The organism is Aequorivita marisscotiae (assembly GCF_029814825.1).
Lineage (GTDB): Bacteria > Bacteroidota > Bacteroidia > Flavobacteriales > Flavobacteriaceae > Aequorivita > Aequorivita marisscotiae.
The window spans coordinates 1,229,019-1,252,224 of sequence record NZ_CP122379.1; the positions used below are offsets into that span (position 1 = coordinate 1,229,019).

The following is a 23,206-nucleotide window of genomic DNA, read 5'->3' on the forward strand; positions in this document are numbered from 1 at the left end:
CTCTAAAAAAAGAGGTATTTACAACGGAACGATAACTCACGGTACCACATTTGACGTTAGACGAGCTCATAATACAATGCAAAAAGCAGAATGCAACGGCGCAGGGCGAATTGTACAAAAAGTACAGCAGCGTTCTCTTTGCCATCTGTCTTCGCTATTCGCCTAATTATACAGAGGCAGAAGATAATTTGCAGGATGCTTTTATAACCATTTTTAAAAAAGTGGAGCAGTATAATGGCAAAGGTTCTTTTGAAGGTTGGATGAAACGGGTAACCGTTAACACCGTACTTCAGAAATACCGAAAGCAACGCACTTTTGATATTGTTGATGAAGGCCAGATAGCAGATGAAGCCGAGGTTGACATTGAAAGTGAAGAAATTCCGTTGGAATTTTTGCTGAAAATTGTGCAAGAGCTGCCAGACAGATACAGATTGGTTTTCAGTATGTACGTGATGGACGGCTATCAGCACAAAGAAATAGCAGAAATGTTAGGAATCAGCGATGGAACGTCTAAATCAAACCTAGCGCGTGCTAGAGCGATTTTAAAAAATAAGATAGAACATTATAATGCTAAAAACTATAACACTTAAAGCATTGTATGATTGTTTAGATTGAAAGAGAAAGCCCCTGCCTCAGGGTTGGGGTTTTTAAAAAAAGCTTAAAACCGGCGTATCCTGTACGGAACCAAAGGTTTATTTAGAATGAAAGAAAAGAAAAACATAGACAACATTTTTAACGAAGGTTTCAAAAATTTTGAAGCTACTCCTTCGCCGCGCGTTTGGGAAAACATACAAGCGGAGTTGCAAAAGGAGAAAAAAGATCGTAAAGTTATTCCACTGTGGATTAAGTTTGGCGGTGTTGCTGCGTTAATTGCTCTATTGTTAACCGTGGGTAATTCACTTTATAATTCTTCCAATACCGCTCCTTCTATTACAAATGAAAATGTAAATGAAGTTGAAAATTCTTTTGAAAAAAATAAATCTGAAATAGAAAATTTCTATAAAACTCCACAAGTAGCTTCGGAAGAAAAAATAATTGAAAGAAAAGCCGTTGAAACCGAAAATGCTTCAAAATCGAATATTTCTGAAAAAGGAACCGATGCAAAATCTTCGAATAAAGTTTTCAAAAATAATGCTGAAAAATCAAACCGCTCGGTAATTGCTTCAGACGATTCTAAAGAAAATTCAAATAAAAATGCAATTCAAAAAAACACTTCAATAAATAATTTGGAGGAAGGAATTGCCACTTCAAAAAATATTTCTGAAAAAGTAAAAGCCGATAATATTTCAGATAAAACCCACGAGAATATTATCAGAAAAGACGACCCAATTTTTGATTCCAAAACGGAAAACCTCGCTGTTAACAAACCTCCAAAAAAAGATTCTTCCGAAGAAAGTATTGTTAAAACCGAGGCACAATTAGCAGAAGAGAATAAAAACAAAAAGTCAATTTTTGAAGCAATCGCTGAACAAGACGAAGAAATAATTTCAGAAAAGAAAATAAATCAAAAACCGGAGCGCCGCTGGAATATTGCACCAAACGTTGCGCCAGTTTATTATAGTAGTTTAGGCAATGGTTCTTCCATAGACCCAACTTTTGGCGACAATCCGCAGGATGGCGATGTTAATATGAGTTATGGCGTGCAAGTGAGTTATGCACTAAATAACCGATTGAGCGTTCGCACGGGGATAAATAATGTAGATTTAAGTTATAGTACGGGAGGCATTGAGATAGGTTCAGGCCCTGTGGCACTGGCGCTGCGCACTGTAGATTACGGTGGTAGAGAAATAGTACTTACCGCGGTTGATAAAGGTGCATTGGCAAATGCCGCGCCATCAAATGGTTTTGGTGAAATTATGCCGAAATCTACAAAAGGAGAAGCGAGACTTATTCAAAATATAAACTATTACGAAGTGCCTGTAGAGCTTAAATACGCCGTAATTAATAGCAAATTTGGCCTTAACCTAATTGGTGGAATTAGCACCTTATTTTTAGGAAATAATGAAGTTTCGGTAAAAGCCGATAATTTTAATAGTGTATTGGGAGAAGCCAATAATCTTTCAGCACTAAGTTTTTCAACTAACGTCGGGCTGGGAGTGGACTACAAATTGTCCAAAAAATTTACGTTTAATATTGAGCCAATGTTTAAGTACCAGCTCAACCCTTATACCGATTCATCTGTAGACTTTAAGCCATACTATTTGGGCGTTTACAGTGGATTGAGTTTCAAGTTTTAGGTTAATTTTTAGTTGAACTTGTTTGATATACTTCAAGCAAAATGATTGGGAAAACCGTTCTGCGCCATAGGACGGTTTTTTTTATTCCTGTGTCAAATGTAATCTTACGAGTCTGTTTTGGAATTTATCTTAAACCGTAGGGTTTTTTAATTCGTTTAAAATTACATCGCGCGTATTTTTCTTTAGTTCCTTTCGGTTTTCTAATGTTAGTCCAGCTGTAGGAATGAGTTTATGGATTTTCACTCGCATTTTACCGGGCCCTCCTTTAAAAAATGAATAGGGAAAACGCTTTTTATTATCGTGAAAAGTCATGGGCGCAATAGGAATTTGGTGCTCAATTGAAAGCCGAAAGGCGCCATCCTTAAATTCGTCTAATATTAGTGAAAGATCCTCGGGCACGCCCCCTTCTGGAAAGATGCAAACACTCAAACCTTCGTCCAAGCGTTTTTCAGCCCTTCGGAAAGCCTCAACGCGGCTCTTGGTATTTCCGCGATCAACCAAAATACAGGTGCGTTTATAAATATAACCGAATAATGGAATTTTTGCCAATTCTTTTTTGCCAACAAAAACAAACGGGTTTTTGGTAGCGTAAAACATTAACATTATGTCTGTCATAGAAGTATGGTTGGCAACAAACATATAACTTTTGCCTTTTTTATATTCAACTTCGCGTTTAAGTATCGGATAGCAGCCAATACCGTAAATTATAAATGCCGACCAAGTTCGGGCAACTTTAAAGAAAAGTGGGTACCAAGAATGTTTTAAAATGCTAATTATAAGAAATGGAAATAGCAGTAATGTGGCTATCGCTATTACCAAATAAAACCAAATACGGTAAAAGGCTGCAAAAAGTTGTTGAAATAGTTTCATTGAAGTTCAAAAGTAACAAATTGAACGATGCAAATAAATCAAATAAAGTACCTTTGCTAAAATTTTTTAAAATAATGTCTAGAATACTTACAGGAATACAAAGCACGGGCACGCCACACCTCGGAAACCTTTTGGGGGCAATTATTCCCGCTATTGAAATGACGAATAATCCAAAGAACGATTCCTTTCTTTTTATTGCGAATATGCACTCTTTAACGCAAATAAAGAATGCCAAAACACTTCGCGAAAACACCTATAGCGTTGCGGCAACGTGGTTGGCTTTTGGCTTAGACATAGAACGGGTGGCTTTTTATCGGCAGAGCGATGTACCCCAAACTACCGAATTGTCTTGGTATTTAAGTTGCTTCTTTCCGTTTCAGCGATTAACGTTGGCACATTCGTTTAAGGACAAGGCAGATCGTTTGGAAGATGTAAATGCAGGGCTGTTTTCGTATCCAATGCTTATGGCTGCCGATATACTTTTATACGATGCCGAAATTGTTCCCGTGGGAAAAGACCAAATGCAACACTTGGAAATTACTCGCGATGTCGCTTCTCGTTTTCATGCGCAGATGGGAGAAACTTTTGTTATGCCCGTTGGAAAAGTTCAAGAAGAAACCATGTATGTTCCCGGTACAGATGGAACTAAAATGAGTAAGTCTAAAGGAAATTACATAAATATTTTCTTGAATGACAAACAACTTCGGAAACAAGTCCTGGCGATTGAAACTGACAGCACGCCGCTAGAGGAACCAAAGAATCCGGACACTTGCAACGTTTTTGGCATATATAAATTATTGGCTTCAAAAGAAGAAATTGCGCAAATGCGTAAAAATTATGAAGGCGGAAATTACGGTTACGGTCACGCAAAGCAAGCATTGTTTGAGTTAATAGTTACAAAATTTTCTGAAGAACGCCAACGCTATACTTACTATATGCAAAACCTTTCGGAAGTAGAAGCAGCCTTAACTGCCGGTGCCGAAAAAGCTCAAAAAGTTGCCGATGGCGTTTTGAAAAGAGTTCGGGAGAAGGTTGGGTATTAGCTTCGGCTGCGCTTAGCTACCCAGTTTTGAGGAGCCAATGGCTTCACAGTTAAGTAGGATCTTTAATGAATTTTAGATGTTTAAATGTGTTTTAAACCAATTGAAATAACTTTCCCGGCAGTGGCCGCACAACGCCTTTCAATTCCATATTCATTAAAATACTTGCTGCTTTATAGGCCGGAAGGTTGCATTCTAAGGCAATGGTATCTAGCAGTTCTTTTTCCTTTTCTTTTAAAAATCGAAAAATTACTTTTTCCGTATCATCCAGTTCAACGAAGAGTTGGGTCTGTTTTGGTTTTTGGTTTTCCTTCAATTCCCAGCCTAGCATATAAATAATATCGGCGGCATTTGAGAGCAATTGGGCTTTCTGTTGTTTTATTAAATTGTTACAGCCGCGACTTTGATTGTCTGTGGCTCGTCCGGGTACGGCAAAAACTTCGCGGTTGTATGAATGGGCTATATCTGCCGTAACTAAACTACCACCTTTTTCAGCAGATTCAATAACAATGGTTGCTTCGGAAAGCCCTGCTATGATTCGGTTTCGCTTTAAAAAATTGTTGCGGTCAAAGGCGTCGCTGCTCCAAAATTCAGAAATAAAACCGCCATTTTCCTCAATCTTCTTTTTGTATTTTTTGTGATCCTTCGGATAAATTTGATTTAGTCCGTGCGCCAAACACGCAATATTTTGCAATTTGTTTTCAATGGCTGCCTTGTGCGCGCAAATATCTACACCGTATGCCAAGCCCGAGACAATCACGGGGTTTAGGGGTGCAATTTCTTCAATTAAATTTTGGCAGAACGTATTGCCGTAGCTTGTAATTTTGCGTGTACCTACAATGCTAATTATTTTCTTGCCCACCAAATCAATGTTTCCGCGATGAAAAAATAAAATAGGGCCGTCAATACAATGTTTTAATCTGTCGGGATAGGTTTTGTCTTTAAAATAGCTGAATTCAATATTATTTTCTTCAATAAAGCGAAGTTCTTCATCTGCTTGATCCAGTTGTAGCTTCAGATTAATTTCCTTTAAACGAATAATGCCGATGCCATCTATTTTGGCGAGATTACTTTTCTTCTCTTTAAAAATAGCTTCTGCAGAGCCCATTTTACGCAATAGCTTTTTTGCCGAAATATCGCCCAAATTGGGTATTCGCTGTAAAGCAAGCGTATAGCGTAGTTCGTTTTTGGAAAGCATATCTTAAAATTTACAACCGGGGAGGATTTTTAAAAATACGAAAATTTTAAGTTGTTAATAAATTACCAAAACAAAAATTGGATTGCCTCGAAAAATGGCTAAATTTGTTATTATGCAACTTACAACCTACATTTCCGATCTGCTTTATCGTTACGAATGTGTTATTATTCCTGGCTTTGGAGCGTTTTTAACCCGCTACAAATCTGCACATATTGACGAGGTATCAAACACGTTTAACCCGCCTTCTAAAATAGTTTCGTTTAATAAGCAATTGCAGGCAAACGATGGCTTGTTTGCGAATTACGTGGCTTCGGTGGAGAAATGTAGTTATGAAACCGCCTTACAAAGAATACGGAATTTTACAGCTCAAATTACACGCGATTTATATGAAGGAAAAACTGTTTCATTCAAAAATATAGGCGAGTTTTCGTTGAACGATGAAAAGTTACTTCAATTTGAGCCTTTTACCCAACATAATTACAGTACTTCGGCTTTTGGTCTTTCATCATTTGTTTCACCTAAAATAAATCGCGAAACTTATAAGGAAACAGTTTCTGATTTAGAAGAAAAGGCGGCCATTCATTTTACGCCCGAAAGAAGAGAGGCTAAACCCTATCTTAAATACGCCGCAATTGCCATTATTGCGCTTTCAGCTTTAGGTTTTGGAGGAATGAAAGTTTACGAAAATCAAGTTCAGCAGTTTAATTATGCGGAACGCGAAAAGGCAAATTCGCTTGTTGAGAACCAAATTCAGGAAGCCACCTTTATAATTGAAAATCCGTTGCCCGTACTTAGTTTGCAAGTTCCGAAACACACGGGAATGTACCACCTGGTTGCCGGTGCCTATCGGATGGAAGCAAACGCTTCTAAGAAAGTAGCGCAATTACGCGAAAAAGGATATTCTCCCTTAAAAATGGATGCCAATCGCTACGGACTGCACCAAGTGCTTTACGCCAGTTTTGACGATAAATTGGAAGCACAGCGAAAACTTCTTGAAATTCAAAAAACCGAAAATGCCGATGCCTGGCTATTGGTGCAGGAAATTAAGTAAAAATTCTTTATTCATTTTTCACTTCCCAATATTTATACTTAGGTATCTTTGCAAAAAATTTCACAGATGCAAGCCAAAACACCGCAACAGTCTTTAACCGTATATACCGATATGGTATTGCCAAGCGAAACCAACCCCATTGGCAATATGTTTGGAGGCGAATTATTGGCGCGAATGGATCGTGCTGCGAGCATTGCCGCACGCCGCCACAGCCGCAGAATTGTAGTTACCGCTTCGGTAAATCACGTGGCCTTTAACAAAATGATTCCGTTGGGAAGTGTTGTAACGGTTGAAGCTAAAGTTTCACGGGCTTTTAGTAGCTCTATGGAAGTATATATGGACGTTTTTATCGAAGACCGCGAAAGTGGGGAACGAAGTCTTTCCAACGAAGCTATTTATACTTTTGTGGCTGTTGATGAAACTGGCAATCCTGTGCGTGTGCCTGAGTTAGTTCCAGAAACTGAAGTTGAAAAATCCCGGTTTGAGGCAGCCTTGCGACGAAAACAATTAAGCTTGGTACTCGCCGGAAAAATGAAACCGAAAGATGCTACGGAGCTTAAAGCGTTGTTTCAATAATAGGAGGTATTCTGTTTAAATTTCTGAAAGTGTAGGTTTAAATATCAATTCATTTTAGTTAAAAGTTAATTATTTCATCAATTTAATAGTGCGTTTCATAGTGGTATTAAATATATTTGGAAGTCTTTATTAAAATGTTCGCAAGAATATTTTCTGTAAGGATTTTTTCGAATCTATTTCAAAATCTATTTCAACTATGAAAAAAACTACTATTCCTTCATTTCGAAGCCTGCTGTTTTTAACCTTAGCCTTGGTGTTTTCCATGTCGTTTGGCCAAAATTCAGCTACCATTAACTTTCAGGGTGAAACCATTGCAATGCCTGAAAATATAGCTAATTTTCAATGGAGCCAAATGCCAGAATCTTCAAAATTGGCAAATGGTTATGTGGGTTGGGTTCAATTTTATGAAACGCCAACACAGAAAATCCAGGACGCTTTTAAACGAAACAATCTAGAGCTTCTGGAGTATATTCCACATAAAACCTATCTTTTTTATTTTCCGAATAATACATCCGTAAATTTTCTGAGAAATAATGGTGTGCGTACAATTGTACCGGTAGAAGCCAGTGCAAAAATTTCTTCAACATTAAAAAATCCGCCTTATGAGAGTTGGGCTATGGACGGCGATAATATTTTAGTAACACTTCAATTTCATAAATTCGTTGCTATTGATTATGTAATTCAGCAATTGGCTGCGCATCAAATAACGGTAAAACAAGCGTATAAAGGAGCTAATAATATAGATCTTTCTATTCCTAATAATTGTTTAGAAGATTTGGCAAATCTGCCTTTTGTTAAATGGGTAGAATTAATTGTAGCGCCATCTGTGCATGATGACACTCGTGGCCGTAGTTTACACCGTTCAAGCAATTTAGATACACAAACTACAGCGGGAAGAAATTATACGGGATTGGATATAGGCGTAATGTGCCGGGATGACGGTATCGTTGGTCCGCATATAGACTTTCAGGGTAGAATAGATAATACCTTGGCTAGTGGTACTGGCCAAACGCACGGCGATGGCGTTTCGGGTATTATGGCTGGCGCTGGAAACCTCAATCCTTCTAATCGAGGTATGGCTGCGGGCTCTATGTTATACGTTGTAAATTATGAGCCAAGCTTTTTAGATTCACCAACAGTTACACTTATAAACAGTGGAGATGCAGTTATCACAAACTCATCCTATAGTAATGGGTGTAATGCCGGTTATACTACCATTACCCAAACCGTTGACACACAAGTTAAAACCTTGCCAAACTTACAACATACGTTTTCGGCAGGAAATTCTAACAATAATAACTGTGGTTATGGAGCCGGAAATCAGTGGGGTAATATTACGGGTGGCCACAAACAAGGTAAAAACGTAATTGCAACCGCAAACGTATTTTTTGATGGTTCGTTGGTAAATTCTAGTAGTCGTGGCCCTGCACACGATGGTAGAATTAAACCGGATATTGCTGCTAATGGTCAAAACCAGATATCAACTGCGGAAAATAATACCTATCAGAGTTTTGGTGGTACTTCGGGCGCTTCTCCTGGAATTGCCGGAGTTTCTGCACAACTTTATCAAGCCTATTCCGAAGCAAATGGCAACGTTCTACCACCATCGGCTCTTATTAAGGCTACCTTGCTTAACACGGCGAACGATGCTGGAAATGTTGGACCGGATTATAAATTTGGTTGGGGAATTGTAAACGGCCTACGAGCCGCAAAATTGATTGAAGAAAATCGTTTTCTCTCAGATCAAGTTACACAAGGTACTTCTAACAATCACAATATAAATGTTCCTGCGGGTACCAAACAAGTTCGGTTTATGGTTTATTGGAGCGATGTTCCTGCATCGCCCGGTGCTAATCCGGCGTTGGTAAACGATTTGGATTTATTAGTTACAGATCCATCAAGCACAGTTTTGGAGCCTTATATTTTAGACCATACTCCAAATCCTGTTACACTAAACCTCCCTGCCACAAATGGCCCAGACCATTTAAATAATATGGAACAAGTACTTATAAATAATCCGGCAGCTGGCAATTATACCATAAATGTTGATGGGTTTAATGTTCCGGTAGGGCCTCAGGAATATTTTGTAGTTTATGAAATTATTTCAGATAACATAACAGTTACTTACCCGAATGCAGGCGAAAGCTTTGTTCCAGGCGAAACCGAATCAATTCACTGGGATGCGGTGGCTGTAAATACTACTTCAGATTTTGAATTGGAATACTCTATTGACAATGGTGCTAGTTGGAATGCTATTGCAACAGTTTCTAATACAACTACCAACTACGGCTGGAATGTGCCAAACTCTGTAACTGGGAGCGCATTGATTAGGGTTAGCAACGGAGCTTCGCAAGATGTTAGTGATGAAAATTTCGCTATTGCACCTTTAGTTACCAACGTTCATTTAAATCAAGTTTGCCCAGATGAAGCAACATTTGCTTGGAACGCCGTTTCGGGAGCAGAATCGTACGATTTGTATATTTTGGGTACTAAATATATGGAAGTGGTAGGTACTTCTGCTACGAACAGCATTACCGTACCAATTACAGATCCTAATAGTCCGATGTGGTTTGCAGCAGTGGCAAAAAATGCTACAGATAATTGGGAAAGCAGAAGATCAATAGCAACCTATTATTCCGGAGGACTACTGAATTGCTCACTTGCAAACGATGTAGGCATAGAAAGCAATAACGATCCTGCCGATTTTAATTTGGTTTGTAATCCGGGCCCTGCAACAGTTTCGGTTGTAATTTTAAATACAGGAGTAGCATCACAAAGTAATTTTGATGTTAGCTATCAATTAGATGCACAACCAGTAGTAACCGAAACATTTACTGGCACCGTAGCATCCGGACAGCAAGAGATTTATGATTTTTCTACGCCATTAAATATTACTAACTCAGGAACTTATACACTTACCGTGACAGTAGATTTAACTGGGGATGAAAATCCGAGTAACGATATGGACTCACTAACATTTTTTGCAGCTACTGACTCTGAACAGTTGGATTATGCAGAGCCGTTTGATGTAAACGGAGTGCCTCCGGCAGGATGGAATATTATTAATCCGGATAATTCAGATACTTGGGTACAACGTACTACTGTGGGTAGTTCTGGCTCTCAGACAGTAACTGCTTATATAGATAATTTTGGTTATAATGGGCAAGGTGAAGAAGACACTCTAGAAACATTGTTTATAGATTTAACGATGGCAAGCTCAGCTGCTTTAGATTTTGATTTGGCGAAAGCGCAATATTCTGCAGGGTTCTCAGATGCTTTTAGAGTAGATATCTCAGTTGATTGTGGAGCTACATTTACTCAAATCTATTATAAAGATGGGTTGGATTTATCTACCATTTCCGGTTATAATACTTCAAACTGGCAGCCAACATCTGCGAGTGATTGGAGAACAGAAACTATTGACCTGGCAGCATTCTTAGGTAACAATATTCAATTGCGATTTGTGAATATTAATGGCTACGGAAATGGTACATTTATAGATAATATAAACGTTAGCGGTGTATTAAGTGTTGTTGAAGCAGATTTTACTGAGCTTGCAATTTATCCAAATCCTGCATCGAGCGAAGTATTTATCAATTTGAATAACGCAGTGCAAGACAATGTTTCCATTAGCTTATTCAACAGCTTGGGGCAACGTTTGCAAACTATTTCAGAAAGCCAAATGGCTGGAAAATCAGTGGGCGTACTCAATGTTTCGGGTTATGCTAGCGGAGTTTATTTTATAACTATTAAAGCTGGAGAGAAACTTGCAACTAAAAAATTAATAGTTCAATAGCAAAATCAATTAATAGCTAAACTTTATAGGGAGCCAATTTGGCTCCCTTTTTTTACATTCTATAAATCCAGTCTGCAGGATTAATTTTCGTTTTGTTCTGATAGATATAAAATTTTAAAACCGTTCTACCTTCCGTTGGACTTTTTGCCACGGTTCCGATAGTTTGTTTAGTTGAAACTTTATCATCTTTTTTTACGGAGACGGTTGCGAGATTGCTATACACCGAAATATAATCTCCGTGCTGAATAAAGACCACCTTGTTTGCACCTTTTATTATTTGAATAGACATAACCTGCCCATCAAAAATAGAGCGTACCTGCTCGTTATCTGCTGTTGCTATTTCTACACCGCTGCTATTTGTAGTTACATTGGGAAATTGCGGGTGCTGATGTGTTCCAAAACTTTTTACAACCATTCCTTTTTCCACTGGCCACGGTAGTTTTCCTTTATTATTGGTAAAGTTAGCCGCAAGTGATTTTTCTTCTGCCGTTAGTGCAAATTCCTCTGTTTTAGCAGGTTTGGTAATTACATTTTTAGTTGAAGTAGAAGTGCTGGCCGTACCTTTTGCTTTTTCGGCTGCCAGTGCTTTTTCGCGGGCAATTCTATTGGCCTCTTCAATAGCGGCTCTAATGAGTTCATCAATTTGTTTATCTATAGCGTCTGCTTGTTTTTGCTTTGTCCTGATTTGCGAAGCAAATTTGCTTTCATCCTTTTTAAGAGTAGCAACTAAAGCTTGCTGATCCTTGCGTTCTTCGGTTAATTGGGCTTTCGCCACTTCGTTTTCGGCTATTAGTTTTTGTTTCGTCTTTTTTTGTGATATTAAATCGGCATTCAATTTTTGAAGTTCTTCGGTTTTTATCCGGATACCCTCTCCCTGTTTTTTTCTGAATTTTGCATATTGCTTCATATACTGAACGCGCTTGTACGCCTGCAAAAAATTTTGTGAAGATAGTAAAAACATAATGCGGCTCTGCTGGTTTTTGCTTTTGTACGACTTTTGAATCATTGCCGCATAATCTGCCTTCATTACTTTTAATTCTTCGCGAAGAGAACTTATTTTTTCAATATTACTATTTATGCTTCGGGTGAGCAAATTGGCTTGTTGATTGGTAACGCGAATTAAATTTTCTGAAGCAGCAATACGCTGGTTTAAATCTTCAACTTGCGAAAGCACAGACTTTTCTTCTTTTTTTGTTTTAAAAAGAAGTGAGTTTATCTGTTTTATTTCCTCTAAAATGGCTTGCCGTTTTTCTTCCAGTTCCTTTTGCTTATCTACTTGTGCAGAAAGCGTTGAAACCGAAATAATGCAAACGAATAAAAAGAGATATGTGCGTAACTGCTTCATTTAATTAAGTTGTATTTCTTCGTAATCTTGGGGTATTTCAAACGGAAAACTAACGTTTGCATTAATTTCAATTTTTCTGTAATTAATTTCAATTTTGGTTTTTGAATTTTTTTCAGAAGTATCTATTAATATAGTTGAGGGAAAAAATTGTCGTTCAATATTTTGATAATCGCCGTAGCGAATACTTAACAGGCGTTCTGCACTGGGTTGCCCAAGTGTTTCTGATGAAATTTTGAAATTTTCTGGATTTAAAATCAACGAATGTATAAAATCTTGCGGTTGTTGTTTGGGTTGTATTTTATACTTATTCTGTGCGATTGCCACTTTATATTCCGAGGGATTTAAGGTAAAAATAGACTGTCCCAAAAGTAAATTTTGCGTTTGCTGAAAATTAATCGGCGTACCCAACCATTCGCCCAACAAGGCAAAATTACCTTCAAAATAGGTCTTTCCGATGGTTTCATAATAACTTACACGTGTGGGTGTTATTAAAGCTTTGGCAACGGTAATTCCTAAAATTGAAGCTTTTATCCAAATATTTTTGTCTTTCTCCATCCGAAGACTAACCGTTATACTCTGCGATTTTTCCTCGGTTTCGTAAACCAATTGTGCCCGTCCGGCCAGTGTTTTAAAATCTGGAGTGGCAGCTTTGTGTGCGGCAATTACATCTTTGGCGGAGGCGCTTTCAATATTTGTAATGCTTTTGGCGCCACCACAGGAAACAAATAATAATAAAAGTATTAAATAGAAGGGTTTCAATTTCATAAAATATTAGTTCGGCAATTTTGTTGCAGTGGCTTTTTCGGAATACATTTTTGCTTTTTCAACATTGCCTTTTGCCGTGTATGCAAATGCCAGCTGTTGGTAAAAATCGCGCTCCATTTTCGGATCTCCCAATATAAAGTCTAATCCGGTTTCTAAACTTTCAATAGCTGCATCGCTTTTGTTAAGGCCGTTGTTGGCAACGCCGTTTAATAAATATAAAAGCGCTTGGGCAGGAAAAATTTCGAGCCCTTCGGAACTTAATTTGGCTGCGGCTTCATATTTTTTAAATTCAATTTGAAATAGTAGCGTATTTCGCAATAGATTGTAATTATCTGGCGCGCGAGCAATACCTTTTTCGTATGCATTAAGCGCATCTTCTTTCCTGTTTTTTGTGGCGTAATAATCGCCGAGTTTTTCAAAAACACGACCATTTTCAACAGAAAATTGATTTACAATTTGATTTAAGTCGGTTTCAAATGAAGGGTTTTTATCTACAAATTGAATAAAATCGCCCAACACTTTATACTTGGTTTCCTTGTCAACTTCTTCTGAAGAAAAAATAATTTTCATTGAAGAAATGGCTTCCGAAGTATTTCCCGCATCCAAATAAAATTTATAGAGAGCCAAATGCACCAACTGCGATTTTGGATTGTTTTTTAAGAGGTTTTTAGCTGCTTCAAAAGCTTTTTCGGTATTGCCCTGTTCGCTGTAAAGAAAGATGAGGTTTAGGTATTCTTTTTCGTTTTTTGGGTTGTTATCTATTTTCTCTTCTAGGTTTTCTATTGCGCCATCGGTATTGCCAGTTGCGCGATATATTTGAGCCCGTAGCGCGTTTCGGATGTCGCTTTCGCCCCAAGCTTCGTCCAGCTCATCCAATTGTGCCAAAGCTTTGTTATATTGTTTTGTGAGCGTGTAAAGATTGGCTAGATCTTCTTTATAATCTTCGTCAAAAGTAATAAGCCGCTGTACCAACGGAATTGATTTATCGTACTCTTTCTGTTGGTGGTACAATTCGTAAAACTGCTCTAAAACATCTAGCCTGTCGCCTTGGCTCTGCAACACTTTGTTAAAATTTGCTTCGGCTTCGGCATACTGTTTTAAATAGGTGTGGTTTTTACCCATTTCAAAATACACAACAGCTTTATTTTCATCGGTTTTAGCTGCTTTTTCGGCTTTTTGTAGTGCCGTGAGCGCCAATTCATAATTTTCAATACCTTTTTGTTTTAAAGCTTCAAAGAAATTTTCCTGAAAATCGTCGGTTACATCGCCTAATTGGTCCATCGGATTTTGGATGGAATCGTTTTTAATTTCCTGCGCACAGAGTTGCTTCGGAAGAAGAATTCCGCAGAAAAGAAGTACTATATTTAAAAATTTTAATTTCAAATTTAATGTCTGTTCGAGCGCAGTGGAGACTTTTTTTAATTCATTTATTTTAAAACCCTCGGCCGCGCCCGTGTATATTTATTATTGTTTTAACTCTGAATAATCACCAATACTAACATTGGTGAATTTACCATCAAAAGTAGCATAATTACCAATCATTGCGTTGTTTAAAGTTGCATTCTTAATTGTTGCATGGGTTTGGATTATACTGTTTTTTATTGTGCTGTCTTCAACTACCGTTCCTGCACCAATAGAGGCGTAAGGACCCACGGTGCTATTTTTAAGTGTAACATTTTCACCGATAAAACACGGCTCGATTATTTTTGAATTTTCATTGCGAATATTCTCCGAAATAAGCGGGCTGTTTGCTGCTGAAAGGAAACCTAACATTCGTTTATTGGTTTCTACAGTTACCTCTTTGTTGCCGCAATCCATCCATTCGTCTACCGTTCCGGTTTTAAAAATTTTACCTGCGGCCATCATCCTTTTTATACCGTCGTTAATTTGGTATTCGCCACCGTTTATTATGTTGTTGTCTAAAACGAACTGCAATTCGTTCTTAAGTTGTGCAACATCTTTAAAATAATAAATACCTATAACGGCTTGGTCGCTTACATATTCTTCTGGTTTTTCAACAAGTTCTATTATTTCATTTTTTTGGTTGAGATTTACTACGCCATAAGCTTCGGGATTTTCAACTTTTTTTGTCCAGATAACCGCGTCTGCATCTTTGTCTAAATTGAAATTGGCACGAATTAATGTATCGGCATATGCAATTACCGCTGGGCCTGAAAGCGATTCTTTAGCGCACATGATAGCGTGACCCGTTCCTTTTGGGTCAAGTTGACGATAAATTGTGGGTTTGGCTCCAAGAGATTTTGCCAGTTCTTCTAACGCTTTTATAACGTCGTCTCCAAAAAAAGCTGGATCGCCCAGAATAAATGCTATTTCGTCTATTTCTTCATCTAACACCCCGACAATATCTTCAACCAAACGATGCACAATTGGTTTTCCTGCAACTGGAATTAATGGTTTAGGGACTGTTAGTGAATGTGGGCGAAGGCGACTTCCGCGGCCTGCCATTGGTACTATTATTTTCATATGTATGCCCGCGATGGCGGGAATTTTTTAAAGTTGATAATTTATTTTATAGCGGTGCACTATTGTATTGCGACGCTGTTATTATTTTGTTCCAGTACTTCCAAAACCGCCCGTACCTCGCGAAGTATTGCTTAATTCTTCCACTTCTTCCCAAACGGCGCGTTCGTGTTTTGCGATTACTAATTGGGCGATGCGCTCGCCGTGCTCAATGGTAAAATCTTCGTTGGAAAGATTTACTAAAATTACTCCAATTTCGCCGCGATAATCGGCATCAATTGTTCCGGGAGAATTTAATACCGTTATTCCCTTTGTGGCTGCGAGCCCACTTCGAGGCCGAACTTGCGCTTCAAAACCAATAGGTAATTCTATAAAAAGTCCGGTTTTTACTATGGCGCGCTGTAATGGTTTTAAGGTTGAAGGTTGGTCTACATTTGCACGCAAATCCATTCCGGCCGAAGCAATAGTTTCATACGATGGCAACGGATGGTTAGATTTATTGATGATTTTTATGCCGGTAGGTACGCATTGCTGAACCTTATTCGCTGAGGGCATATCTTCATTTATATTCATATATACAATTTAAAAAGGCCTGGCTGCCCGAGACCGAGATTTTGATTACTTTTTAATAATTTTTAAAAAATCATTTTTTTCGGAATAATACATAATAGCTGTAAATACTAATAACAACGCTGTTCCGAGATAAATATTTCCGTTGAAAATGTAAAAGGAAATACCGGAAAAGCCAACTGCCAACAATAGATAGCTGCTTATTTTTTTTACGTCGTAGGGCACATCGTAGTACTTCCGGCCGTAAAGATACGAAAGCACCATCATACTGCCATAGGCGGCGAGTGTTGCAATGGCAGAGCCCATATAACCAATTATTGGAATTAAAATATAATTGAGCACGAGAGTTACTGCTGCTGCAAAAATAGAGATATATGCGCCGTATTTTGTACGATCTGTAACCTTGTACCAAACCGAGAGATTGTGATAAATTCCTAAAAACAAGTTGGCCAATAAAATGAGCGGTACAATCTTTAATGCTTCCCAATATTGACTATTTGGAATTAAAATGCGTTTAAAAACATCAATATAAACTACTACCACCAATAAAATAAAACACCCAAAAAAGGTAAAATATTTTGTGATGGTTGCATACGTAGTTTTTGCGTTACTTTCTTTTGAATGATTAAAAAAGAAAGGTTCTATCCCCAGTCTAAAAGCCATTACGAAAAGGGTCATAAACATGCCGAGTTTATAACAGGCGGAATAAAGCCCCACCTGTATTTCGGCAATATTTTCGGGCAATAAATATTTTAAGAGAATCCGGTCAAAGGCTTCATTTATACTAAAAGCAATACCCGCAAATAGCACGGGCAGGGCATAACGCATCATTTGTTTCCAAATAACACGATTGAAGCCCAAACCAATTTTTACATAGAGCGGAAGTAATACCAAAAGTGTTACCGCACTTGCTATTAAATTGGCAATAAAAACGTAAGCCACCTTATTTTCGGGAAACCATAGGGCGTTCCAATAGCTGCTATTAGCAGCTAGTTTGGGAAGTATTAAGAGGAAAAATATATTAAAAGCAAGGTTTATTGCCACGTTAAAAATTTTAATTGCGGCATATCGAGTAGGTTTTTCATTTACGCGAAACCAGGCAAAAGGCAGCACCACCAAAGCATCTAACGCCAAGATTATTAACCCATAGGTAACGAACTCGGGTTTAAATTCAGAAATTTCTGCAATACTATTTCTTAATAACAGGGTAATTCCCAAAAAGAGTAATGTAGAAACCGTTAGCGAGGTAAGGGTAGTGGATTGTACAATTTTTTGCTGGGAGGTGTGTTTGGTAATAAATCTAAAAAAGGCGGTTTCCATTCCGTAGCTAAGAAGCACATTTCCCAAAATAAGAAAAGCCATTACGGTAGAATAAATTCCGTATTCTTCGGGCAATAGCACTTTTACATATAGCGGAACAAGAATAACCGTAAGCAAACGCGGGAGTACGGTGGCCAGCCCATAAATAAAAGTTTGCTTAAAAAGTTTTTTGAAAACGCTCAATTGGGTGAAGTTTTATAGCATAAAAGTATTGAAAATATTGGGCAATCAGGTAATTATGATTGGGCTTATCAATTAAAAAGTTCGCCAATTTCCCGTGGAATTTTTGTAGGTCTAAAAGTTTTTCCGTCTAAAAAGCACCACAGTGTTTTTGCTTCTACGATTATTTTACCATCTGCTGGGCGAATTATTTTATAATGCCGTTCGCTTTTAACGCCTTCATAACTGTCTATCCAGGTTTGGGTTTCCAATTCTTCGCCTAAAAATGAAGGGTTTCTGTACGAAATAAAATGATTTAAAACTACCCACACATTTTCTTTGCGTTGTTCTTCGGTAGTTTTTGAAATCCAATGTTCTTCTGCGGTATCTAAACACCATTGAAGATATGTTACATTATTTACATGGTTTAACTCGTCTATAGCCGAAGCCGGTACGATAAAGCGATGTTTATAAACAGAAGTTTTCAAAATCCTAAAATCATTTTTGCAATTAAAAAATAGGTAAGTATTCCGAAAATATCGTTGCTAGTTGTAATAAACGGACCGGTTGCTACTGCGGGATCAATACCTCTTTTGTCTAAGATAATTGGTATAAAAGTACCAATGAGTGCAGCCAAAAGTATAACTGAAATAAGCGCTGCTCCAATGCTAATGGATTCTAAATAACTTGTGTGAAATATAAAATGACTTATAAAAAGAACAATCATTGCGATTGAAAGACCATTAATTAACGCCAGCCCAGACTCCTTAAAAAGACGGGCAATTATATTGCCTTTTAAAGTATTGTTTGCCAAACCTTGAACTACAATGGCGCTGGATTGTACCCCTACATTTCCGGCAGTTGCCTGAATAAGTGGAACAAAAATCAAAATTCGCGGAAAGCTCTCCAATATTTCCTGAAACCCAGAAATAATACTCGCAGCGCCCAAGCCGCCAAACATACCAATTAACAACCAAGGCAAACGGGCACGGGTTTGTTTAAAAATACCATCGTCTGCCTCCACATCTTTTGTAATACCCGCAGCCATTTGGTAATCTTTCTCGGCTTCTTCTTTTATAAAATCTACTATATCGTCAATAGTAATTCGTCCTACTAGAATGCCATCTTCATCAACAACGGGGAGAGCTTCCAAATCGTATTTCTGCATAATACGCGCTACATCTTCGGCTTCGGTGTGCACGTTTACATAATCTACTTTTGGAATATAAACTTCGCTAATATGTGCACGTCCGGGGGCGGTAAGTAAATCTTTTAACGAAAGCCTTCCTTTTAGTTTTCCGTGTTTGTCGGTAACGTAAATAGAGTGAACGCGCGTAACGTTTTCGGCTTGCCGGCGCATTTCGCGTACACAGCCAGCGACGGTCCAACTTTCTTTTACTCGCACAAGTTCTTTTGCCATTAAACCACCCGCAGTATCTTCATCATAACGCAAAAGATCTACAATATCTGCGGCGTGTACTTCGTCTTCTATGTGCCCAATTACTTGTTTTTGAACATCGTCATCCAATTCTGCAATAATATCTGCAGCGTCATCGGTGTCCATTTCATCTAGCTCATCGGCTATTTCGGAAGGGGTAAGCTTGTCTAGAATTCGCTCTCTAAAATCGTCGTCTAGCTCTATTAAAACTTCACTGGTTACTTCGCTGTCCAGCAGTTTTACAATATATGTGGCCTCTTCAGTATTGAGTTCGTGCAGCAGTTCGGCAATATCAGCAAAGTGAAATTCTTCTAAAAGCGCTGTTAGTGCAGGGCCATCGTTATTTTCAATGAGCTGTTCAACCTGCTCGATAAATTCATCTGTCAGTTGAAATTGCATCATTTTCTAGTTTTTGGGTGAGTGCTATAAATTGCGATACGGAAAGCTGTTCCGGACGTTGGCCAAAGATAGTATCTTCTTTTATTTTATCTGAAAGATTAAAAGATTTTAAACTATTGCGAAGGGTTTTTCTACGTTGTTGGAAGGCAGTTTTTACAACTTTATAAAGCATTTTTTCGTTGCAAGCAAGGGTAAAGTTTTCTTTGCGTTTAAGCCTAAGTACGCCGCTATCTACTTTTGGCGGTGGATTAAAAACTGTAGGAGGAACGGTAAAGAGATATTCTGCTTCATAAAAGGCTTGTGTTAAAACTGAAAGTATGCCATAGGCTTTGCTGCCTTCTTTTTCGCAAATGCGCTGTGCTACTTCTTTTTGAAACATTCCTGTAAATTCTGGGATTTGTGCTTTCCATTCCAACATTTTAAAAACAATTTGTGTTGAAATATTATATGGAAAATTACCCGTAATACCGAATTGTTCCGCTCCAAAAAGTTGCGAAAGATCATATTTCAAAAAATCTGCTTCAATAACTTTTAAATTCTTGTTGGGATAATTTTTATTTAAGAAAACGATAGATTCGGTGTCGAGATCCATTGCAATTACCGCCACATCCTTTTCAACTAAATACTTGGTAAGCACACCCATTCCGGGGCCAATCTCCAGCACATTTTTGTAACCTTGAAGCGAGAGTGTGTCGCCAATTTTTTTGGCTATTGCTTCATCCTTCAAAAAATGTTGGCCAAGGTGTTTTTTAGCGCGTACCGTTTCTGAATTTGAATTTTCTCTGGCTTTGTCTCGGTTTTCCTTTTTCATTAAAAAATTTGCAAAGTTTTTTCGGATTTGTACACAAGGGTATTTGCAACGTACGGAGGGTACCTTGGCTATTGATTAAAAATTTCGTTGTGGGCTTCGCCAATAACTTCGAGCTCGGTTCGGAAGGCTACAAATTTTCCTTCAAAAGGATTGCTTTGCGCGCGGAGCTTATCGGCATTTTCGGAATAATATTTTTCGAGCGTTTCTTTACTATCTGTGGTGTATTGCACGGAATAGGTTGTGCCGCCCATTTCTTCTTCTATAACTACGCGCGTTAGTAAGGCTTTTTTAAATTTTCCGGTGGCTAGCATAGCGGGAATGTGTACTGTTTTCATCCAGTTAAGCCAAGTGTCGTGTATGGCTTGATCTACATTTATCGTTACATTATAGATGTACATATTTTGTAAAATTTAAAATTTTGTGTGCAAAATTACAAATAAAAGGAAACCTAGTGGGTTTAAAAATCTTTAGTGTTAGGCTTTAATTTATAGCATCGCCGCGCAAAGAACGATACTTTTTCCGCGCTTCAACAAAATAAATGCTATCTGCGTAGTTAAAGATTATAGCTTCGTATTGCGCTTTTGCTTTTTGCGGTTGGTTTAGTTTTTCTTCGTAAATCTGGGCGAGTCTATAATGGGCATTGTCTGCTAGGATATCGTCGCTATAAAATTCGGTAATTTTTAAATAGTTGCTTTCGGCTTTGGTGTATTCGTGAAGTTTTTCATAAACCAGCCCCTGTTTATAGAGTGCTTCGTCTTCAATTTTTTCGCCTTTATGATTGGTTAAAATATCATCCAAAACAGCAATGGCTTCGGTGTTTCTGTCTTGAAAAGCCAGCAGATCGGCACGGGCGTATTTTTTAAGTGCGGTTTGTGTGGAGTCTTCCAGTGAGTTATCGCGAATTAATAAACTGAGTTCCATAGCGTCGTTGGCAATTAATTGCGAAGTAGATTTTTTTAGGACATCTAATTGTACCTGTGCCCATTCAAAATCGCCTTTAAAATAACTGGTGCGTGCAACTTTAAAACGGGCTTCTTGTGCCAAAACGTCGTTCTGTACTTTTTTCTGGATTTGAGAATAATAAATAAGGGCTTCGTTAAACTTTTCATCGAAGACCAAAATATCTGCGAGCGCCATTTTTACGTGAGCTTCCTGATAGGGCGTTAGATTTTGCTTTGCCAGCGATTTTAAATTTTCGATTGCCAATTCTTTATTATTTGCCTGAAAGGCTAAAAATTGATTGTAATCTACTTGTAATGAATAGGTTTCGCGATTGCGGCCGAATTCGTCTAAAAGGTTTTTAAATTTATTTGCTACCTCAGGATATTGCTCGGCTGTGGCGGTTTTCACCTCCATTTTCATAAGAATTTGATTGCCTTGCAATTTACTTTGTGGCGTAAACGAATTTTCAATAATGTAGTTTACTATTTCCCTGCCGGCCTCGTAATCTTCATCGGCGATAGCTATATAGGCTAGGTTTGTAATTCCGCTGAGATTGTCGCCTAGGCGTTTGTAAATTGCTTTTTCTTGTGTAAAAGCTTTTTTATATTCTTTTTGTTGAATAAATAACCAGCTTAACAATTGGTTGTAAAGAACATCCGGATTTTGCTGCAACCGTTGCAAAAGTATTTTTTTTAGCAATAAATTTGCTTCGTTATTTGGATCTTCGGTGGTATAAAGACTGAAATATCGCTGCGCATTTCCCTTATATGAATTGTTTTTTTCTACCAGCCCCAAATAGCTATCGAACATTTTTTCCAATTTGCCCTGCTCGCCATAAATTTGCGCCAGTTGCATGTTAAAATCTAGTTTGTCGCTTAGCGCCATTGCTTTTTCGTAAGCGGTTACTGCTTCGTCCAACAGGCTGTATTTTTGAAATGTGTTGCCAATAATGTAGGAGAAATTTGGGTTTTCGTCAATTATTTCGATGGCTTTGTTATAACTTAAAGTAGCCAGTTCGGTTTTGTTTTGAAGGGTGTAATTGTGGCCTAACTCTACGAATAGCTGCGGAAAGTTTCGTCCGCTGCCCAATTTTTCCTTAATAAGTTGCTCGGCTTCTGTAAAATTTTCGAGCTGTTGATTGCTCTGTACCACACCCATAAAATAATCGAGTCGGTATGGATTTTCCTTGTTCAGTTTTTCATAAATACGCAATGATTTTTCGAACTCTCCTTGTTCGAAATAATTTTTTGCCAAAGCATCGCTCTGTGAAAAGCTTGCCGTAGCGGTAAAAAAGAGTACTATACATAGAATTCTGCGCATGCCGTAAATATACGTAAATAGCCCGATAGCTAAAGGTAACTTGTAAAAATTATCAAAAACAAAGCCACGAATGCAATAGGTGTGCAATCTTATTTTGTTGGCATCCTAGTAAAAGAAAAGAGGCTGTATAAAGCTTAAGATTTGTATAATTTTGCTTGCTTGAGTGCCACCAAAAAAAATTGGTTTGCAATATCTTGCCGTTGAGGCTTTCGCTGAAACAAGCTTTAAATCTTACATTTTAAACAGCCTTTGTGCAGTGGGAAATATTATTTTAACCTAGTTCTTCTAAATCTAATTCGTCAATGGCATCCCAAGTTTCGTCTATATCCATATTGGTGCCTTTTGCTTCTAGGTAAAAACGGTTTCCTTCCATAAGTTGGATGGTGCTTCTATTGTTGCCAGTACGATATTCTTCAATGGCTTTTTTGCCATTTTTGGTAACAGTACGTCGGGAGCCGTGCTCGTCTTCTTCTTCAAAATCTTGAGACATGACCATTCGCATACCCATTGTTGCTGCTGCTCCTACTTGTCCTGCACCATCAATTATATTTATTGAAAACTTTTTCGATTTGTCTTCGTTAGCGTATGTAGCTTCAATAGACGAGATATTCATCATTCCTGCTTGGCCAGCTTTATAGCTTATGCGTTTCATTCCGTTTACCTCTTCTGGCATCCAAGATTTTAATTCTTCATTGGTAAGTGGAGTAATGTCCTGCAGTTCTTTTATATCATCCTGCATATTGGTCATTTCTTTTACCGCATTTGTAGTGTTGGAAACAGCATCTTTCGTTTCCTTGATTTTCTTGCTCACTGGATTGTCTTTACAGCTCGCAAAAGCTGCAAGAACCAATAGGGCTAATACATACTTCTTCATATTTGAAAATTTTA

General features: G+C 38.0%; 20 protein-coding genes. 6 read left to right on the top strand and 14 right to left on the bottom strand.

All coding sequences use genetic code 11. From position 1 onward, the window contains the following. The first annotated feature begins 50 nt into the window (after positions 1-50). Positions 51-590, top strand: coding sequence for an RNA polymerase sigma factor (locus QCQ61_RS05730; protein WP_279449816.1), 540 nt, complete (start codon positions 51-53; stop codon positions 588-590). Between the two features lie 111 nt (positions 591-701). Continuing rightward, positions 702-2,237 (top strand): outer membrane beta-barrel protein, encoded by a 1,536-nt coding sequence (locus QCQ61_RS05735; protein ID WP_279449817.1) that lies wholly within the window; start codon positions 702-704, stop codon positions 2,235-2,237. Between the two features lie 129 nt (positions 2,238-2,366). On the opposite strand, the gene QCQ61_RS05740 is transcribed toward QCQ61_RS05735, so the two are convergent. Beyond that, a complete protein-coding gene (locus QCQ61_RS05740) occupies positions 2,367-3,107 on the bottom strand; it encodes a lysophospholipid acyltransferase family protein (protein WP_279449818.1) in 741 nt (246 codons plus the stop codon). 74 nt (positions 3,108-3,181) lie between these two features. Here QCQ61_RS05740 and trpS point away from each other — a divergent pair, with 74 nt between their 5' ends. After that, positions 3,182-4,150, top strand: coding sequence for a tryptophan--tRNA ligase (trpS, locus tag QCQ61_RS05745; RefSeq protein ID WP_279449819.1), 969 nt, complete (start codon positions 3,182-3,184; stop codon positions 4,148-4,150). A gap of 91 nt (positions 4,151-4,241) precedes the next feature. Here the strand turns inward: trpS and dprA are convergent, their stop codons facing one another. Next, positions 4,242-5,345: a DNA-processing protein DprA gene (gene dprA / locus QCQ61_RS05750; protein WP_279449820.1), complete on the bottom strand. Its 1,104-nt coding sequence runs from the start codon at positions 5,343-5,345 to the stop codon at positions 4,242-4,244. Positions 5,346-5,439: 94 nt separating this feature from the next. Here dprA and QCQ61_RS05755 point away from each other — a divergent pair, with 94 nt between their 5' ends. The 3 genes from QCQ61_RS05755 to QCQ61_RS05765 all read left to right on the top strand — a co-directional run bounded on the left by QCQ61_RS05755 (position 5,440) and on the right by QCQ61_RS05765 (position 10,768). Then, positions 5,440-6,396: an HU domain-containing protein gene (locus tag QCQ61_RS05755; protein ID WP_279449821.1), complete on the top strand. Its 957-nt coding sequence runs from the start codon at positions 5,440-5,442 to the stop codon at positions 6,394-6,396. 66 nt (positions 6,397-6,462) lie between these two features. Next, positions 6,463-6,972: an acyl-CoA thioesterase gene (locus QCQ61_RS05760; protein ID WP_279449822.1), complete on the top strand. Its 510-nt coding sequence runs from the start codon at positions 6,463-6,465 to the stop codon at positions 6,970-6,972. 196 nt (positions 6,973-7,168) lie between these two features. Further along, positions 7,169-10,768 (top strand): S8 family serine peptidase, encoded by a 3,600-nt coding sequence (locus QCQ61_RS05765; protein WP_279449823.1) that lies wholly within the window; start codon positions 7,169-7,171, stop codon positions 10,766-10,768. 52 nt (positions 10,769-10,820) lie between these two features. Here the strand turns inward: QCQ61_RS05765 and QCQ61_RS05770 are convergent, their stop codons facing one another. The 12 genes from QCQ61_RS05770 to QCQ61_RS05825 all read right to left on the bottom strand — a co-directional run bounded on the left by QCQ61_RS05770 (position 10,821) and on the right by QCQ61_RS05825 (position 23,192). Next, positions 10,821-12,113 carry a murein hydrolase activator EnvC family protein gene (locus QCQ61_RS05770; protein ID WP_279449824.1) on the bottom strand — a complete coding sequence of 431 codons (1,293 nt, stop codon included), beginning with the start codon at positions 12,111-12,113 and terminating at the stop codon, positions 10,821-10,823. Next, positions 12,114-12,878: a lipoprotein insertase outer membrane protein LolB1 gene (lolB1, locus tag QCQ61_RS05775; protein WP_279449825.1), complete on the bottom strand. Its 765-nt coding sequence runs from the start codon at positions 12,876-12,878 to the stop codon at positions 12,114-12,116. It abuts the gene before it with no gap. A gap of 6 nt (positions 12,879-12,884) precedes the next feature. After that, positions 12,885-14,261: a tetratricopeptide repeat protein gene (locus QCQ61_RS05780; protein WP_279449826.1), complete on the bottom strand. Its 1,377-nt coding sequence runs from the start codon at positions 14,259-14,261 to the stop codon at positions 12,885-12,887. 81 nt (positions 14,262-14,342) lie between these two features. Further along, the gene (locus QCQ61_RS05785; RefSeq protein WP_279449827.1) at positions 14,343-15,362 is read right to left on the bottom strand and encodes a sugar phosphate nucleotidyltransferase; all 1,020 of its coding nucleotides are present in this window, start codon (positions 15,360-15,362) and stop codon (positions 14,343-14,345) included. 81 nt (positions 15,363-15,443) lie between these two features. Beyond that, a complete protein-coding gene (gene dut / locus QCQ61_RS05790) occupies positions 15,444-15,914 on the bottom strand; it encodes a dUTP diphosphatase (RefSeq protein ID WP_279450234.1) in 471 nt (156 codons plus the stop codon). A gap of 63 nt (positions 15,915-15,977) precedes the next feature. Further along, positions 15,978-17,432, bottom strand: a complete 1,455-nt coding sequence (locus tag QCQ61_RS05795; RefSeq protein ID WP_279449828.1) for an oligosaccharide flippase family protein — start codon at positions 17,430-17,432, stop codon at positions 15,978-15,980. A gap of 68 nt (positions 17,433-17,500) precedes the next feature. After that, a complete protein-coding gene (locus QCQ61_RS05800) occupies positions 17,501-17,896 on the bottom strand; it encodes an acyl-CoA thioesterase (RefSeq protein WP_279449829.1) in 396 nt (131 codons plus the stop codon). Next, positions 17,893-19,248, bottom strand: a complete 1,356-nt coding sequence (gene mgtE / locus QCQ61_RS05805) for a magnesium transporter (RefSeq protein WP_279449830.1) — start codon at positions 19,246-19,248, stop codon at positions 17,893-17,895. Before mgtE ends, QCQ61_RS05800 begins: the two co-directional genes overlap by 4 nt. Further along, the gene (rsmA, locus tag QCQ61_RS05810) at positions 19,223-20,056 is read right to left on the bottom strand and encodes a 16S rRNA (adenine(1518)-N(6)/adenine(1519)-N(6))-dimethyltransferase RsmA (protein ID WP_279449831.1); all 834 of its coding nucleotides are present in this window, start codon (positions 20,054-20,056) and stop codon (positions 19,223-19,225) included. Before rsmA ends, mgtE begins: the two co-directional genes overlap by 26 nt. Positions 20,057-20,124: 68 nt before the next feature. Next, positions 20,125-20,454, bottom strand: coding sequence for a DUF4286 family protein (locus QCQ61_RS05815; RefSeq protein ID WP_279449832.1), 330 nt, complete (start codon positions 20,452-20,454; stop codon positions 20,125-20,127). Positions 20,455-20,536: 82 nt separating this feature from the next. Continuing rightward, positions 20,537-22,405 (bottom strand): tetratricopeptide repeat protein, encoded by a 1,869-nt coding sequence (locus QCQ61_RS05820; RefSeq protein WP_347814827.1) that lies wholly within the window; start codon positions 22,403-22,405, stop codon positions 20,537-20,539. 184 nt (positions 22,406-22,589) lie between these two features. Further along, a complete protein-coding gene (locus tag QCQ61_RS05825) occupies positions 22,590-23,192 on the bottom strand; it encodes a hypothetical protein (RefSeq protein WP_279449833.1) in 603 nt (200 codons plus the stop codon). Between the last annotated feature and the right edge of the window lie 14 nt (positions 23,193-23,206).

Excerpts from the sequence above, each read along its gene's own strand:
- QCQ61_RS05735 (WP_279449817.1), top strand. The coding sequence starts at position 702 with ATGAAAGAAAAGAAAAACATAGACAACATTTTTAACGAAGGTTTCAAA.
- QCQ61_RS05740 (WP_279449818.1), bottom strand. The coding sequence starts at position 3,107 with ATGAAACTATTTCAACAACTTTTTGCAGCCTTTTACCGTATTTGGTTT.
- trpS (WP_279449819.1), top strand. The coding sequence starts at position 3,182 with ATGTCTAGAATACTTACAGGAATACAAAGCACGGGCACGCCACACCTC.
- dprA (WP_279449820.1), bottom strand. The coding sequence starts at position 5,345 with ATGCTTTCCAAAAACGAACTACGCTATACGCTTGCTTTACAGCGAATA.
- QCQ61_RS05755 (WP_279449821.1), top strand. The coding sequence starts at position 5,440 with ATGGCTAAATTTGTTATTATGCAACTTACAACCTACATTTCCGATCTG.
- QCQ61_RS05760 (WP_279449822.1), top strand. The coding sequence starts at position 6,463 with ATGCAAGCCAAAACACCGCAACAGTCTTTAACCGTATATACCGATATG.
- QCQ61_RS05765 (WP_279449823.1), top strand. The coding sequence starts at position 7,169 with ATGAAAAAAACTACTATTCCTTCATTTCGAAGCCTGCTGTTTTTAACC.
- QCQ61_RS05770 (WP_279449824.1), bottom strand. The coding sequence starts at position 12,113 with ATGAAGCAGTTACGCACATATCTCTTTTTATTCGTTTGCATTATTTCG.
- lolB1 (WP_279449825.1), bottom strand. The coding sequence starts at position 12,878 with ATGAAATTGAAACCCTTCTATTTAATACTTTTATTATTATTTGTTTCC.
- QCQ61_RS05785 (WP_279449827.1), bottom strand. The coding sequence starts at position 15,362 with ATGAAAATAATAGTACCAATGGCAGGCCGCGGAAGTCGCCTTCGCCCA.
- dut (WP_279450234.1), bottom strand. The coding sequence starts at position 15,914 with ATGCCCTCAGCGAATAAGGTTCAGCAATGCGTACCTACCGGCATAAAA.
- mgtE (WP_279449830.1), bottom strand. The coding sequence starts at position 19,248 with ATGATGCAATTTCAACTGACAGATGAATTTATCGAGCAGGTTGAACAG.
- rsmA (WP_279449831.1), bottom strand. The coding sequence starts at position 20,056 with ATGAAAAAGGAAAACCGAGACAAAGCCAGAGAAAATTCAAATTCAGAA.
- QCQ61_RS05815 (WP_279449832.1), bottom strand. The coding sequence starts at position 20,454 with ATGTACATCTATAATGTAACGATAAATGTAGATCAAGCCATACACGAC.
- QCQ61_RS05825 (WP_279449833.1), bottom strand. The coding sequence starts at position 23,192 with ATGAAGAAGTATGTATTAGCCCTATTGGTTCTTGCAGCTTTTGCGAGC.